Origin of the sequence: Pseudorhodobacter aquimaris (genome assembly GCF_001202025.1) — a bacterium.
GTDB lineage: Bacteria > Pseudomonadota > Alphaproteobacteria > Rhodobacterales > Rhodobacteraceae > Pseudorhodobacter > Pseudorhodobacter aquimaris.
This window is the reverse complement of the sequence record NZ_LGHS01000066.1, coordinates 175636-188339: the sequence shown is the minus strand read 5'-3', so window position 1 is coordinate 188339 and position 12704 is coordinate 175636. Positions and strand designations below refer to the sequence as shown.

The window sequence follows — 12704 nt, the reverse complement described above, 5'->3', positions numbered from 1 at the left end:
AAACATCCCTTGAGCGACGACGACACCGTATTCTGCTAAATGACCCCGCAAAGCGTTTACCAACTGGGAGCGTTGGCGGACACATAAATCGCGTGTTCGAAAGACCATGCCCTGCGCCTGTTGTTCTGCGCTTTTAACCGAGACGTAGCGCATGGTCGGGCGCGATGCCGCCTCCGCGATCGCTTCTGCGTCATTTGCATCGTTCTTTTGACGCTTCACAAACGGCTTAACGTAAACAGGTGGGATTAGACGCGCCTCGTGACCGAGCTTGCCAATCTCACGCCCCCAATAATGGGACGTAGCGCAAGCCTCCATAGCAACAACGCACCTTGGAAGCTTACTCAGGAACGCAATAAGCTGAGACCGCGACAATTTCTTGCGGAACACAACGGAACCATCGGTGGCAGCCCCGTGCAGTTGGAAGCTCCGTGCAGTTGGAAGCCCCGTTTTGCTAAATCAATTCCTACTACGCTAACATTCTCTATGGATGCTCTTCCTTTGTATGACAGTTTAAACTGCTATCATTCTGGCACATTGCGATGCCGCCGGGTGGCGCATCCACCCCATCATTGATGTAGTGGAATATTGCTCCTTCTGCTTGTCTGCGGGGCGCCCGTTTCTAACGCCAGATCAGTCCGGCTTTCAGAGATTTGAAGACGGTCTCGACCATGGAATTGTCATAACACTGTCCCTTGCCGCTCGTCGAAACGAGAACGCCATGCTGCTTCAGACGTTTATGATAGTCACCGGAACAGTATCGAGAGCCACAATCCGTATGCTGGATGCAGCCTTTGGGTGGCTTTCGCAGCCCTACTGCCATGTCCAGTGCCTTGATGGCCCGGTCCCGCTTCATCCGGTTACTGACCGCCCAGCCAATGACCCGGCGGGCGTAAAGGTGGATGGTCACTGCCAAATACAGCCATCCCTCGCTCGTCCAGATGTAGGAAATCTCCCCGGCCCATTGTGGTTCGGGCCATCAGCAAAGAAGTCCTGATCCAGAAAATCGGGGGCGACATTGAAGGCGTAATTGCTGTCAGTCGTGACGTTATGTTTACGGGCTCGAATACCTTGATCGCGTTCTCACGCATCAACCGGCCCCTCTTACCGTTTGCAAGCAAACCGTTGCCTGACAACGGGTGCCCGACAACAAGACCGGGATCGCGCAGTTCCTCCGTCATGCGAGGCCGACCCTAGCTTTACAGACCAAGGCGGTGTTGTTCTGTGATATGGGCCAACAGCACCATGTCATCTCGCTGGCTTCGGCTGATAGGGCGGATCTTTCAGGTGCGAAATCCACGGGAAGTAACCCGCAAAACGCGGCATGGAAACGCAATGGGCCAGATCTTCTTCCAGGTGTCGATGAAGGCAAACCTCAGGTCTGTTGGCCTGCGAAGAAGCCTCTTGGGCTTATGCTTCGCATAATCCTGCCGGTCAGTGGATCGTCGCCTTCTTCACCACTTCCCTCTCCCCGCGGAGTAGCCGGTTCTCTTTGCGAAGGCGCGCGTTTTCCTTCTCCACATCCTCATGCGGGCCGAACATCAGGGCATCCTGTAACCGGGGGCGTCGGGTCATAGCCCGATAGGTAAGCGGCGACAGGTCCTTAAGCATTTCTGACAACCATTTAATATTATCAAATATTTACGGATGTACGCGGTGAAAAACCTAATAAATTATCTGATCCCTGTCTGGGCCGCCCCCCTTGTCCTACCACCGGTCGGTAGCGGCGTCTGCATCGTTGAATTGAACAGGCTAGGAACCCCGTGATCTCATCGAGCACGGGCAGAAATCGGGGCCGCATTCATACGCACCTTGCCGCCATTCGAGCGACATTTAGGTCCCGCGCGCCAACCCCGATCAAGCCGCGGTCCGTGACAGTTTTCCCAAGCGTTGTCGTTTTCGGCAGCGCCAGCGACCGCTTGCGACAACAATATGGCAAGGACTTGTGCAACTGAATACTCGCGGAGCACCTATTACCCTTCTGCTGCTGGTCTTTTATTTTTGCAAGAACACTTCTTCTGTCGCTCACCATCGGGCACAAAACGAGAGCGCTGATAACTATATTACAGCGGGAAACTCGGTTGGCTTTGGCATCTCTGCGGCCTCGATGACAGCCACCTGGATTTCGGCCGTCTCACTTTATGCCTCAGCGACATCGGGCTACACCTATGGGGTTTTTGGGGCTCGCTGATGATCCTTCTCATCTATCCTTTCGGGCATCGTATCCGCTCTATTGGGCCACATGCGCATATATTGGCCAAAATCCTTCACGCACGGCACGGGCGCTCCAGTCTGTTGATCCTTGCCGGGTCCAAATTGCTGGGGGAGCCTGCTTAGCCTGACCTCGAATTTTATTGCCAGTGGTGCGTTGATCTCCATGCTCTCGCCGCTTTCGTTCGGCGCCGTGATTATCATCTTGCCGATCGTTTTCTTTGCCGCGCGCGGGACCTAGATCTTTGCCGCAGGGACAGTCAACCTCACGCCACCGTAACAGAGCTCCTTTTTTTCCGATGATTTCTTTAACGAGGGCGCGCGTCATATCGCGGCGGTGCTGGCCTATGCCGTTGGCAACCAGACGATTGTGCAGCGCTTCTTTGCCGTGCGCGAAGACATGACCCGCCAGACCTTTGTGACCGCATCAATCGGCTACAGGGCAACTTGTGATCGGTGCGGCGCTATTCTTTGCCAGGAACAAGTTCAACATTCTGGAGCTTTTGATGCTGGTCGGTGCAATCTGGGGTGCGCTGGTTTCCCCCGTCATCGCCAGCTTTTATTGACAAGGTCACTAAGCGGACCTTGGCCATCTCAGTGCTCGCGGCACTGGCGGTATTCTTTCCGGTGCGCTTTGGCTGCATCCCTCTCGAAGGTGCGACCGCATTCGTGTCTGTTTTCATTGTAGTCATCGGTGCGGGTGTGATCGCCGGGCTGATGATTTTCGGCTGCGCCGGGCGCAGTGCCGGTATGGTCGTCTGCGTGGTTTTGTCATTGGCTGACGGTGAAAGGTTCGACTTCTCCCACATTAGCGCCAAAACCGGCAATTTTGACACAGTCACTTCTGATACATACCGAAAGGAAAACCAATGGTTCCGATATTTTTGACAATTTATGTTCTGATTTTGTCCGTCATTGTGGCCGACGTACTGTTTTTCCTGTTGCGCGCCTTTTGGCAGGAATGGCGTCAGGTACGCATCGAAGGTAAAAGCATTGTTTAATCCGGGCCTATGCCTGCGGGGGCATCACCCCGGCAGATTTGGCGGCGCACCAATGGGTGCGCCGCTGTATGTAACAATATGATCCTTGTTCATTCGCAAGAACAAATGGCCCATTGACCCCGGCAATCATATGCGTCTTGCGCCACCCTTAAACATAAGCGGAACGGCCGCGAGGGCATTATCTGTTCTCTTGGTGGGGTGCCGTCATGCCACCCCACAGCAGGCAGGCTAAATGCCGTATTGCTCACGCGCGATATCGCCAAGGCCGACCGCGTCAAGCTTGGCCAAAGGTGCCAGGAATGTCACCTGAATCACGCCGGGCGCGCGCCCTATCTCGATTGCACCATTGATCGTCGCACGGTTCCGGACTTCGGCCACGCTGATTCCAAGCAACGTGGCAGCCCTTTGAAGGCCGTTGTCAATTGCGGCGTTCATATCAGCGGCCGTCCCGATGACAGAAATCGGAGCTGTCTGCTCAATTGTCTGTACACCGTATTTTTCCGCTAGCTTTTGCGCTTTGGCCGTTTCTGCCGCTGTAAAGGGGCGCGCCATCGGGGGCAGATCCTCAAGCAGAGGGAACAGCACCGGACCATCGATCGGCCAGCCCTTCTTTACCGAAACCTGCAACGTGACGGAACCGGCAACATCCATGGTGTGACCGGCGATTTCACCATCTCCTTGGCTTGCGTGCATGTCCCCCATGTAAATACCGCCGCCAGCGACCTTGACCGGACAAACCAGAACCGCGCCCGTCCGCACCGCATCGATATCCATGTGGCCGTCTGTTTTATTGGCAATGATCTGGTCATGCGTCAGCCCATAGGCATGTGGCGCGTTTTCCAAAAAGGCCCCGAAATCACCGGCGTTATGACTGTCCGGCATTGCGATCGAAGGACAGGTTCCAAGCTGCCCCATAAAGGGGCGCATACGCACCATGACACCCGGCATATCTGACGGCGCGTAGGTCAGGATCGAATGTTGGCGCGAATTATCGGGTAGTGCCGCATAGTTGGCAGCATCCTTGGCAATTGCTTCTGCTGCGTCTTGCGGCAGGGTCAGGCCAATAGCGCCGGTCGGGTCGAAGGTAACCGTATAGCCGTGCACGATCTCAAACGGGGTGACAGCATTGCCGCATTTGTCACAGCGAACGGCTTTGGGACCAATTCCTTCGATATGGGTTTCGGGCCAGACCTCATCACAGGTCGGACAGCGCGCCGCAACATAGGGGTCACCAAGACAAAAGCCCTCGGGAGAGTTATCATGCCCGGATGCCGTCGCAAGCGATGTTACGGTGATGTCGCGAATATGGACGATCAACGCATCCCCCGGCTCGGCGCCGTCAACATGGACAGGTCGGGTCACCTCATGACCGCCGCGCAGCCGCGGGGTAATCATTGGCCCCCAGCACCCTGGCGCGGTATTGGCGATGATCGTGCCGCCATTTGCAAGCGGGCCAAGCATCGGCTGGTCGGGATCCAGCACCGAATTTGTAAATTCGTTTACGACAACGCTGCGACGTAGCGAGGTGATTTGATTGCCGTCCGCCATAGTGCTTTCCCTTGCTGAAGATGCATAAAGTCATGCATTTTGAACCTTGAATCCCACCCCTACCAGAACGAGGCGCAAAAAACAAGATATGCGACATATCCTTTTGAAAAATATTGGAAAATTAATGCTCGCGCCACCGCATGTGATGTGCATCGGCCAAAAATCCCGAAGCAGAAAATCGAAATTGAATCCGCCAATTTGACACAGCCTGAAATCAAGGCTACCTCTTGGGTATCCGTTGGGGTGCCGTCATGGCTGAGAGGCGAAAGCTGACCCATCGAACCTGATCCGGGTCATTCCGGCGTAGGGAACGGAGAAAAGCTGCAAGCTATGCAGCCGCATGCCCTCCGTCTACCTGTGCTTTTGGCCCTTTAATTAAATGGGGCTACCTATGGTTTTTCAGGCGTTGACGATTGCAGGATCCGACAGTGGCGGTGGCGCGGGAATTCAGGCAGACCTTAAAACATTCAGCGCATTGGGCGTTTACGGTGCCAGCGTCATTACCGCGATTACGGCGCAAAACACATGTGCGGTTACGGCAGTTGAAACGCTCTCACGCGCGATGGTCCGCGCCCAGATTGATGCCGTCTTTGATGATCTGGCGATCAACGCGGTCAAGATCGGGATGCTGGGCGACGCGCAAACCATCGAAGCCGTAGCTGAGGGTCTGGCAGACTGTCAGGTGCCTCTCGTCCTCGATCCGGTGATGATCGCCAAATCAGGCGATGTGCTTTTGCCGGATGAGGCGATGGCGGCCTTGCGCATCCGCCTGTTGCCGCGGGCGGACCTTGTGACGCCAAACCTGCCAGAGGCAGCGCAGCTATTGAACGCAGCCGAGGCACGGGATGAGGCCGCGATGCTGGAGCAAGGCCGCGCCCTGTTAGCATTGGGGCCGCGTGCCGTGTTGATGAAGGGCGGGCATCGCGCGGGGGCGGAATGCGTCGATCTTTTGGTCACCGAGCATCATGTTTTACGGCTGTCCGCGCCGCGCCATCCGACGCGCAATACCCACGGCACCGGCTGTACACTATCGGCCGCCATTGCCGCAGGGCTGGCCCGAAACATGCCGATGCAAGAGGCTGTGCGCGCTGCCCATCGCTATCTTCAGGGCGCAATCGCCGCCGCGGACCAGCTAAACATCGGCAGCGGTCACGGCCCTGTCCATCATTTTCACGCGGTCTGGCACAATGGCTGATGTCACGATCATAGGCGCGGGGGTTGCCGGTCTTTGGGCCGCTTATGCCTGCCTGAAACGCGGGCTGCGGCCGCGTATCATCGACCGTGCAGGCACGCCGGGCCCACATGGCTGTTCATGGTGGGCGGGCGGTATGCTGGCGGCCGATTGCGAAGGCGCGATTTGTGAACCCCAAGTGATCACCCATGGACGCAATGCAACCGCGCTGTGGCAAGAGGTCACCCGCGTCACCAGCCGTGGCACGCTGGTTCTGGCGCCTTCGCGTGACGGCGTCGAACTTGACCGCTTTGCCGCGCGCACCTGCGGGCATACCGGCTGTGACAGCGCGAAAATCACCGCGCTCGAGCCGGATCTGGGCGGCCTGCACCGCCGCGGCCTGTTCTTTGCGCAAGAGGCCCACCTGAACCCCAGACAGGCCTTGTCCGATCTGACGCAAAAGCTTCTCTCATCCGGCATCCTTGTGGAAACAGGGACGGTCACTCCCGATGACATAGAGGGGCCGGTCATCGATTGTCGCGGCATGGCCGCAGAGCGCGATCTGTCAGGCTTGCGCGGCGTGCGCGGCGAAATGGTCGTGCTTCGCTCGGATGAAATTGTGCTGACGCGGCCCATCCGCCTGCTGCATCCGCGCCACCCGCTTTATGTCGTGCCCCGTGAGGGCGGGCTGTTCATGCTGGGCGCGACCCAGATCGAAACCGCGTCACGCGGCCCCATCCGCGCCCGCTCGGTGCTGGAGCTGTTATCCACCGCCTATGCCCTCGACCCGCGCTTTGCCGAGGCCGAGGTCATCGAGATGGGGGCCGATCTGCGCCCCGCTTTTTGCGATCATGTCCCACGGGTTATTCGTCGGGGGCGTGTCTTGTACCTCAACGGGCTGTTCCGGCACGGGTTTCTAATGGCCCCCACCTTGGCCGAGCAGGCGGCAGAATGTCTTTTGACAGGAAAAACAGGAGATCTGATCCATGAAAATTGAAGTGAACGGCGCGCCGCGCGACGTAACTGCCACCCATCTGGGCACCGCATTGATTGAACTGGGCTGGGCCGAGGGGCGGGTGGCAACCGCGCTGAACGGCAGCTTTGTGCCCCAAGCCGCGCGCGATGACACGCCGCTGTCGCCCGGCGACCGGCTAGAAGTCCTGACCGCGATGCAGGGGGGCTAAGCCATGCGTGATTTCTATGGCGTGACGCTGGCGACCCCCATGATGCTGGGCACTGCACGCTACCCCTCTCCGGCTGTGATGGAGAAGGCATTTCGGGAGAGCGGCGCATCGGTCGTCACGGTGTCGCTGCGGCGGGAGCGCGGCGCAGGGCAGGCATTTTGGGATATTGTGCGCGGCCTTGGCATTCATCTGCTGCCAAATACCGCCGGATGTCATTCCGCCCGCGAGGCGATCACCACGGCACAGATGGCACGGGAATATTTTCAGACCGACTGGATCAAACTTGAGGTGATCGGCCATGCGGACAGTTTGCAACCCGATCCCTTCGGGTTACTGGAGGCGGCCGAAGTCTTATGTGCCGACGGGTTCAAAGTATTCCCCTATACCACCGAAGATCAGGTGCTGGCGGCAAAACTGATTGATGCGGGCTGCCGAGTACTGATGCCATGGGGGGCGCCAATAGGGTCGGGCATGGGGCTGAACAATATTCACGGGTTGCGCAGCTTGCGGGCCGCTTTTCCCGATGTTGCCATGGTGATTGATGCGGGTCTTGGCCTGCCCAGCCATGCCGCACAGGCGATGGAATTGGGGTTCGATGCGATCTTGCTGAACACTGCGGTTGCCGAGGCGGGTGACCCCGCCGAAATGGCCCGCGCCTTTGCTCTGGCCGCGCAGGCCGGTGCGCTGGCCGCAGTATCAGGCCCGATGGGCCAACGTGACATGGCGGTGCCCTCAACCCCGGTGATTGGCAAGGCATGGCTATGATGTTACCCCGTTTTTACCCCATCTTTGACAGCAGGCAGTGGGTTTCACGGGCCGTCGGCCTGGGTGTCGCGCTGGTACAACTGCGTATCAAGGATCACGCCGAACAAGACCTGCGCCACGAGATCGGCACCTCACTCGCCGATTGCCGCCGCTATGGTGCGGCCCTTGTCGTCAACGATCATTGGGAATTGGCAATCGACTTGGGTGCCGAATGGCTGCATCTGGGCCAAGAGGATCTGGATACCGCCGATCTGGCCGCCATTCGGCGTGCCGGGCTTAAACTTGGGGTATCGACCCATGACCGCGCAGAGCTGGACCGCGCAATGGCCCTTGCCCCTGACTATATCGCTTTGGGGCCGGTTTATCCCACAATTCTGAAACAGATGAAATGGGCTGAGCAGGGCCTTGACCGTTTGACGGAATGGAAGGCGCTGATCGGAGAAATCCCCTTGTGTGCCATCGGGGGCATGTCGGTCGAACGTGCGCCCGGGGCCTTTGCCGCCGGGGCCGACACAGTGGCCGCAGTGACCGATATCACGCTGAACCCTGACCCCGACGCGCGCATGCGCCAGTGGCTGAAGGTGACGACATGAACCGCTATGCGCGCCAGATCGCCCTGCCCCAAGTGGGCGCCGCGGGGCAGACACGTTTGCGCGACGCACATGTTTTGGTCGTCGGCGCAGGGGCGCTTGGCGTCCCTGTGCTGCAATATCTTGTTGGGGCGGGTGTGGGCAAGATCACGCTGATCGACGGTGATACTGTGGATGAGAGCAACCTGCACCGCCAGCCACTTTACCGGATGCAGGATATCGGCCAACCCAAGGTTAAGGCCGCCGCCGCCAGCTTGGCCGCCCTGAACCCCGATGTCACCCTGCGCCCGCTGGTTGACTGGCTGACGCCTGCGAATGCGCCCGACCTTATAGCGGCGGCCGATGTGGTTCTTGATTGTGCCGATAGCTTCGCGGCCAGCTTGACCTTGTCCGACACGGCGCTTGTTGCCCGCAAGCCGCTGATCTCGGCCTCGGCTTTGGGGATGAGCGGGTATCTGGGCGGCTTTTGCGCCACGGCCCCGTCGCTGCGTGCGGTGTTTCCTGATCTGCCACGCAGGGCCGCGACCTGTGCAACCGCAGGTGTGTTGGGGCCGGTGGTGGCAATGATCGGGACCATGCAGGCACAAATGGCATTGGCGGTTTTGCTTGATCTGGCGCCCTCGCCTTTGGGTCAGATGATGACATTGAACGCGGCACAGTGGCGTATGTCGGGGTTTCGCTTCGATGGAGCCACGGAACCGGACAGCCCCGCGCCCTTCATTGCCAACAGCCAGATCACGCCGGATGATCTGGTGATCGATCTGCGAACAGAAGTGCCGTTCCCGTTTCGCAGCGGGGCCTTGCATCTGTCGCCTGACGACTTGACTAAATATCCCCTGCCGCCCGCCGCAACACGCATTGTGCTGGCCTGCCGCACCGGCCTGCGGGCGCATCATGCCTGCACGGCCCTCCGAAACCGCTGGGCGGGGCCGGTCGCCCTGCTCGCCCTGCCAGATCTTTAACCCGAACACCAAAACGGAGCTGCTCGTGAAGAATTTCATCGCCCCCCTCGTCCTTGCCCTTTTCGCAACACCTGCAATCGCCCAAGACCGTATGACGGTCATGCTGGACTGGTTCATCAATCCCGATCACGGGCCGATCATACTGGCGCAGGAATTGGGATATTTCAAAGAAGCGGGGCTTGAAGTCGAACTCGTCACCCCTGCCGACCCAAATGATCCGCCGCGGATGGTTGCTGCGGGACGTGTCGATCTGGCGGTCAGCTATCAGCCGGAACTGCACCTGAACCGCCGGGAGGGGCTGGATCTGGTGCGCGTCGGGACGTTGATTGAAACCCCGCTGACCTGTCTTGTGGTGCGGACCGATGGGCCTGTGCAATCCATGGATGATCTGGTCGGCGGCAAGATTGGCTTTGCCGTGGCGGGGGTTCAGGAAATGTTGCTCAATGCAATGCTGACCCATAGCGGCGTCGCGGTACAAGACGTGGAACAAATCAATATCGGCTGGTCAATCTCACCTGCGCTGATGTCTGGACAGGTCGATGGTGTTATCGGTGCGTTCCGGAACTTTGAGTTGAACCAAATGGATATAGAGGGAATTTCGGGGCGCTGTTTCTATCCCGAAGCGGAGGGTGTGCCGGTCTATGACGAGCTGATTTATGTTGCCGCTGCACACGGACTGGACCGTGACAAGATCGCGCGCTTCTTGCACGCGACCGAGCGCGCCGCGGCCGACATCCTGAATGATCCACACGCCACGGCCGAGACTTTTTTCGCGACAAGTGCAGAGTTGCGGACCGAACTCAACACCCGTGCATGGGCCGATACCTGGCCGCGCTTTGCCAGCCGTCCGGCGGCGGTTGACCAGGGTCGCTATGCCCGTTTTGAGGCATTTTTAGTTGCACAAGGGGCCGTAGACAGTGCCATCCCGGCCGCCGATCTGGTGATGGATGTCACCGCCGAGGCGACACCATGAGCGCGCCGAACTATGGCCATGCCTTTGCCCTTTGGCGCGCAGGTGCGGGTGCCAGTTGGGACAACTATACGCAGCATGCCTTTGTCGAAGGGTTGCGCGACGGATCCCTGCCGCAAGAAAGCTATTTGCATTATCTGCGCCAGGACTATGTTTTCCTGATCCATTTCGCCCGCGCATGGGCACTGGCTGCGGCCAAGGCGGAGACGCTGGACGAAATGGCCGCCGCCAGCGCGACAGTGCATGCCTTGGTGCATATAGAGATGCCCCTGCATGTAAAGACCTGTGCCGCATATGGCATCGACCGCACAGCCCTTGAGGCCACGGCAGAGGCGCCTGGAAATCTGGCCTACACCCGCTATGTGCTTGAGGCAGGGTATTCTGGCGACCTGCTGGACCTTTTGGCCGCTCTGGCACCTTGCGTATTGGGATACGGCGAGATCGGCCTTCGGCTGGCGGGCAATACCGGCCCTTATGCTGATTGGTGCGATACCTACGCAGGCGCTGAATTTCAGGCGCTTTGCAAAAATGTCGGTACGGTATTGGATGATGCGCTGTTGCGGCGACTGGGGCCGGATTGGCACGAATTGCCACGCGCCAAAACCTTGCAATCACGGTTTACTGCGGCCACTCAGCTTGAAATCGGGTTCTGGAACATGGCGCAAAGCCCATGACCGCCCCTGCCATCCATATCGAAGGGGCGTTGCATAGGGCGCAAAGCCTGCTGATCGACAGGTTTGCGATCACATTCGCCGCCGGAGGCTGGAGCGCCTTGCTGGGCGCTTCGGGTGTTGGCAAGACATCGCTGTTCCGGTTGATTGCGGGGTTGCCTTCTGCGGCCCTGCTGGACGGCCAGATTGCGGCAAGTGATGGCGCACCAATCGGTCCGCGCGTCGCCATGATGGCGCAGGATGACCAGCTGCTGCCATGGGCGGATGCGCTGGACAACATCATGATATCTGCGCGGCTGCGGGGGGACCTCTTGCAACCCGATCATGCTGCGGCGCTGTTGTCGGATGTCGGCCTTGCCGGATTTGAGCGTCGCAAGCCTGCACAAATGTCCGCCGGGCAACGCCAGCGCGTGGCGCTTGCACGCCTGCTCTATGAGGATCGCACCATCGTCTTGCTGGATGAGCCGTTCTCGGCGCTGGATGTGATGACACGTGTCGCCACACAGGATTTAGCGGCCCGGCTTCTTGCCGGGCGCACCGTGGTTTTGATCACACATGATCCCGCAGAAGCAATCCGTCTGGCGGATGTCGCCTGGATTGCCACCCGCGCAGGGATTTTGCCCTGCCCGCTTCCCGCTGCACGACCACCACGCCCGCCTGAGGCCGTCAGCACCCTGTCATCACAAGCCGCCCTGTTCCAACGCCTGCGCCTGATTTCCGAAACGGGTGCCGCATGATGCAAAACCTTTTTCATACCTTGTTGCGCGGCCTTGTTGTGCTGCTGGTGCCGATTGCTGGCTGGCAGGCCACTGTCACCCTGAGCGGCATTCCGCAATACATACTGCCCGGCCCGATACTGGTGGCGCAATCGCTGTGGGATAACGCAGGGCTTTTGTGGCAAAATGCCCTTTGGTCGGCGGGCAATCTGGGCTTGGGGTTGCTGGCGGGCATCATTCTCGGCATCGAAACCGCGCTGATGCTGGCCCTGTCACCGCGCGCACGGTGGCTGTTGCGCCCGATGTTGGTGATCGCCCAAGCGGTGCCTGTCTTTGCACTCGCCCCCGTTATTACGCTTTGGCTAGGCTATGGCATGCCATCCAAGATCGTGACAATCGCCCTTGTCACCTATTTCCCGATCACCTCTGCGCTGTTTGACCGGCTGGTGGCACTGCCAGCGGGGCTTGTCGATCTGTCGCAGCTGTCAGGCGGCAATCCGTGTCGTGAACTGCTGTTCTTGCGCCTTCCCCATGCGGTGCCGGGCCTTTTATCCGGGCTACGGCTGGCGGTCGTTTACGGACCTTTGGCCGTTTTGATCGGTGAGTGGGTCGGCTCATCCCAGGGCTTAGGCCATCTGATGCTGATGTCGAACGGACGGGGTCAGACCGCACTGATGTTTGCAGCACTTCTTGTGCTCGCATTTCTTTCGCTATGCCTTTGGCTGGCGGTTGAGGCATTGTCCCGCTGGGCAACCCGGCTGCTGCTTTGTGGCTGACGGCGGTCGTCGCAACTTACACAAAACTCTTTTCGACTTCAGGCGCTTTGGGTGCGCTGACGCAATCCCACCCGTGGTCTTGCTTTATGCGATCACTCCGATAATCTACCCGAAATCGGGCTTGCGAATGGGCCCACGCAAA

The 12704-nt window shown here is 59.0% G+C and carries 15 protein-coding genes, 1 pseudogene and 1 riboswitch; of the genes and pseudogenes, 13 read left to right on the top strand and 3 right to left on the bottom strand.

Annotated elements, in window-relative coordinates; genetic code table 11:
• A partial coding sequence (locus tag AKU94_RS12515; protein WP_198144905.1) for an IS110 family transposase occupies positions 1 to 417 on the bottom strand: 417 nt, incomplete at its 3' end.
• A 205-nt stretch (positions 418 to 622) separates the two neighbouring features.
• Positions 623 to 1512 (bottom strand): annotated as a pseudogene (locus AKU94_RS20460) (IS3 family transposase); the annotation flags it as partial.
• A 1281-nt stretch (positions 1513 to 2793) separates the two neighbouring features.
• On the opposite strand from AKU94_RS20460, the gene AKU94_RS20040 reads away from it, so the two are divergent.
• The gene (locus AKU94_RS20040) at positions 2794 to 3096 is read left to right on the top strand and encodes a hypothetical protein (protein ID WP_050527582.1); all 303 of its coding nucleotides are present in this window, start codon (positions 2794 to 2796) and stop codon (positions 3094 to 3096) included.
• Positions 3078 to 3209, top strand: a complete 132-nt coding sequence (locus AKU94_RS20920) for a putative transporter small subunit (RefSeq protein WP_408633698.1) — start codon at positions 3078 to 3080, stop codon at positions 3207 to 3209. The genes AKU94_RS20040 and AKU94_RS20920 overlap by 19 nt, the downstream gene beginning before the upstream one ends.
• A 228-nt stretch (positions 3210 to 3437) precedes the next feature.
• Here AKU94_RS20920 and AKU94_RS12490 read toward each other — a convergent pair whose 3' ends face one another.
• The gene (locus AKU94_RS12490; RefSeq protein ID WP_050527581.1) at positions 3438 to 4757 is read right to left on the bottom strand and encodes an acetamidase/formamidase family protein; all 1320 of its coding nucleotides are present in this window, start codon (positions 4755 to 4757) and stop codon (positions 3438 to 3440) included.
• A gap of 39 nt (positions 4758 to 4796) precedes the next feature.
• Here AKU94_RS12490 and AKU94_RS19765 point away from each other — a divergent pair, with 39 nt between their 5' ends.
• The 11 genes from AKU94_RS19765 (at position 4797) to AKU94_RS12435 (ending at position 12562) form a co-directional block, all read left to right on the top strand.
• Positions 4797 to 5030, top strand: coding sequence for a hypothetical protein (locus AKU94_RS19765; RefSeq protein WP_157056538.1), 234 nt, complete (start codon positions 4797 to 4799; stop codon positions 5028 to 5030).
• A riboswitch (TPP riboswitch) is annotated at positions 4987 to 5084 on the top strand. Its footprint overlaps the gene before it by 44 nt.
• A 64-nt stretch (positions 5085 to 5148) precedes the next feature.
• Positions 5149 to 5952, top strand: coding sequence for a bifunctional hydroxymethylpyrimidine kinase/phosphomethylpyrimidine kinase (thiD, locus tag AKU94_RS12480; protein ID WP_050527579.1), 804 nt, complete (start codon positions 5149 to 5151; stop codon positions 5950 to 5952).
• Complete coding sequence (locus AKU94_RS12475; protein WP_050527578.1) at positions 5945 to 6925, top strand: FAD-dependent oxidoreductase; 981 nt, start codon at positions 5945 to 5947, stop codon at positions 6923 to 6925. Before thiD ends, AKU94_RS12475 begins: the two co-directional genes overlap by 8 nt.
• Positions 6915 to 7112, top strand: a complete 198-nt coding sequence (thiS, locus tag AKU94_RS12470) for a sulfur carrier protein ThiS (RefSeq protein ID WP_050527577.1) — start codon at positions 6915 to 6917, stop codon at positions 7110 to 7112. Before AKU94_RS12475 ends, thiS begins: the two co-directional genes overlap by 11 nt.
• Positions 7113 to 7115: 3 nt before the next feature.
• The gene (locus tag AKU94_RS12465) at positions 7116 to 7877 is read left to right on the top strand and encodes a thiazole synthase (RefSeq protein WP_050527576.1); all 762 of its coding nucleotides are present in this window, start codon (positions 7116 to 7118) and stop codon (positions 7875 to 7877) included.
• Positions 7874 to 8470 carry a thiamine phosphate synthase gene (locus AKU94_RS12460; protein ID WP_050527575.1) on the top strand — a complete coding sequence of 199 codons (597 nt, stop codon included), beginning with the start codon at positions 7874 to 7876 and terminating at the stop codon, positions 8468 to 8470. The genes AKU94_RS12465 and AKU94_RS12460 overlap by 4 nt, the downstream gene beginning before the upstream one ends.
• The gene (locus tag AKU94_RS12455; protein WP_050527574.1) at positions 8467 to 9429 is read left to right on the top strand and encodes a HesA/MoeB/ThiF family protein; all 963 of its coding nucleotides are present in this window, start codon (positions 8467 to 8469) and stop codon (positions 9427 to 9429) included. The genes AKU94_RS12460 and AKU94_RS12455 overlap by 4 nt, the downstream gene beginning before the upstream one ends.
• Before the next feature lie 25 nt (positions 9430 to 9454).
• Positions 9455 to 10402: an ABC transporter substrate-binding protein gene (locus AKU94_RS12450; protein WP_050527573.1), complete on the top strand. Its 948-nt coding sequence runs from the start codon at positions 9455 to 9457 to the stop codon at positions 10400 to 10402.
• Positions 10399 to 11073 (top strand): TenA family protein, encoded by a 675-nt coding sequence (locus AKU94_RS12445; RefSeq protein WP_050527572.1) that lies wholly within the window; start codon positions 10399 to 10401, stop codon positions 11071 to 11073. The genes AKU94_RS12450 and AKU94_RS12445 overlap by 4 nt, the downstream gene beginning before the upstream one ends.
• Positions 11070 to 11807 (top strand): ATP-binding cassette domain-containing protein, encoded by a 738-nt coding sequence (locus tag AKU94_RS12440; RefSeq protein WP_050527571.1) that lies wholly within the window; start codon positions 11070 to 11072, stop codon positions 11805 to 11807. The genes AKU94_RS12445 and AKU94_RS12440 overlap by 4 nt, the downstream gene beginning before the upstream one ends.
• Positions 11804 to 12562, top strand: a complete 759-nt coding sequence (locus AKU94_RS12435; RefSeq protein WP_083445054.1) for an ABC transporter permease — start codon at positions 11804 to 11806, stop codon at positions 12560 to 12562. The genes AKU94_RS12440 and AKU94_RS12435 overlap by 4 nt, the downstream gene beginning before the upstream one ends.
• Positions 12563 to 12704: the final 142 nt, after the last annotated feature.

Bases quoted from the DNA above. Each gene is read 5' to 3' on its own strand.
- AKU94_RS20920 (WP_408633698.1), top strand. From the start codon at position 3,078: ATGGTTCCGATATTTTTGACAATTTATGTTCTGATTTTGTCCGTCATT.
- AKU94_RS12490 (WP_050527581.1), bottom strand. From the start codon at position 4,757: ATGGCGGACGGCAATCAAATCACCTCGCTACGTCGCAGCGTTGTCGTA.
- thiD (WP_050527579.1), top strand. From the start codon at position 5,149: ATGGTTTTTCAGGCGTTGACGATTGCAGGATCCGACAGTGGCGGTGGC.
- AKU94_RS12475 (WP_050527578.1), top strand. From the start codon at position 5,945: ATGGCTGATGTCACGATCATAGGCGCGGGGGTTGCCGGTCTTTGGGCC.
- thiS (WP_050527577.1), top strand. From the start codon at position 6,915: ATGAAAATTGAAGTGAACGGCGCGCCGCGCGACGTAACTGCCACCCAT.
- AKU94_RS12465 (WP_050527576.1), top strand. From the start codon at position 7,116: ATGCGTGATTTCTATGGCGTGACGCTGGCGACCCCCATGATGCTGGGC.
- AKU94_RS12460 (WP_050527575.1), top strand. From the start codon at position 7,874: ATGATGTTACCCCGTTTTTACCCCATCTTTGACAGCAGGCAGTGGGTT.
- AKU94_RS12455 (WP_050527574.1), top strand. From the start codon at position 8,467: ATGAACCGCTATGCGCGCCAGATCGCCCTGCCCCAAGTGGGCGCCGCG.
- AKU94_RS12445 (WP_050527572.1), top strand. From the start codon at position 10,399: ATGAGCGCGCCGAACTATGGCCATGCCTTTGCCCTTTGGCGCGCAGGT.
- AKU94_RS12440 (WP_050527571.1), top strand. From the start codon at position 11,070: ATGACCGCCCCTGCCATCCATATCGAAGGGGCGTTGCATAGGGCGCAA.
- AKU94_RS12435 (WP_083445054.1), top strand. From the start codon at position 11,804: ATGATGCAAAACCTTTTTCATACCTTGTTGCGCGGCCTTGTTGTGCTG.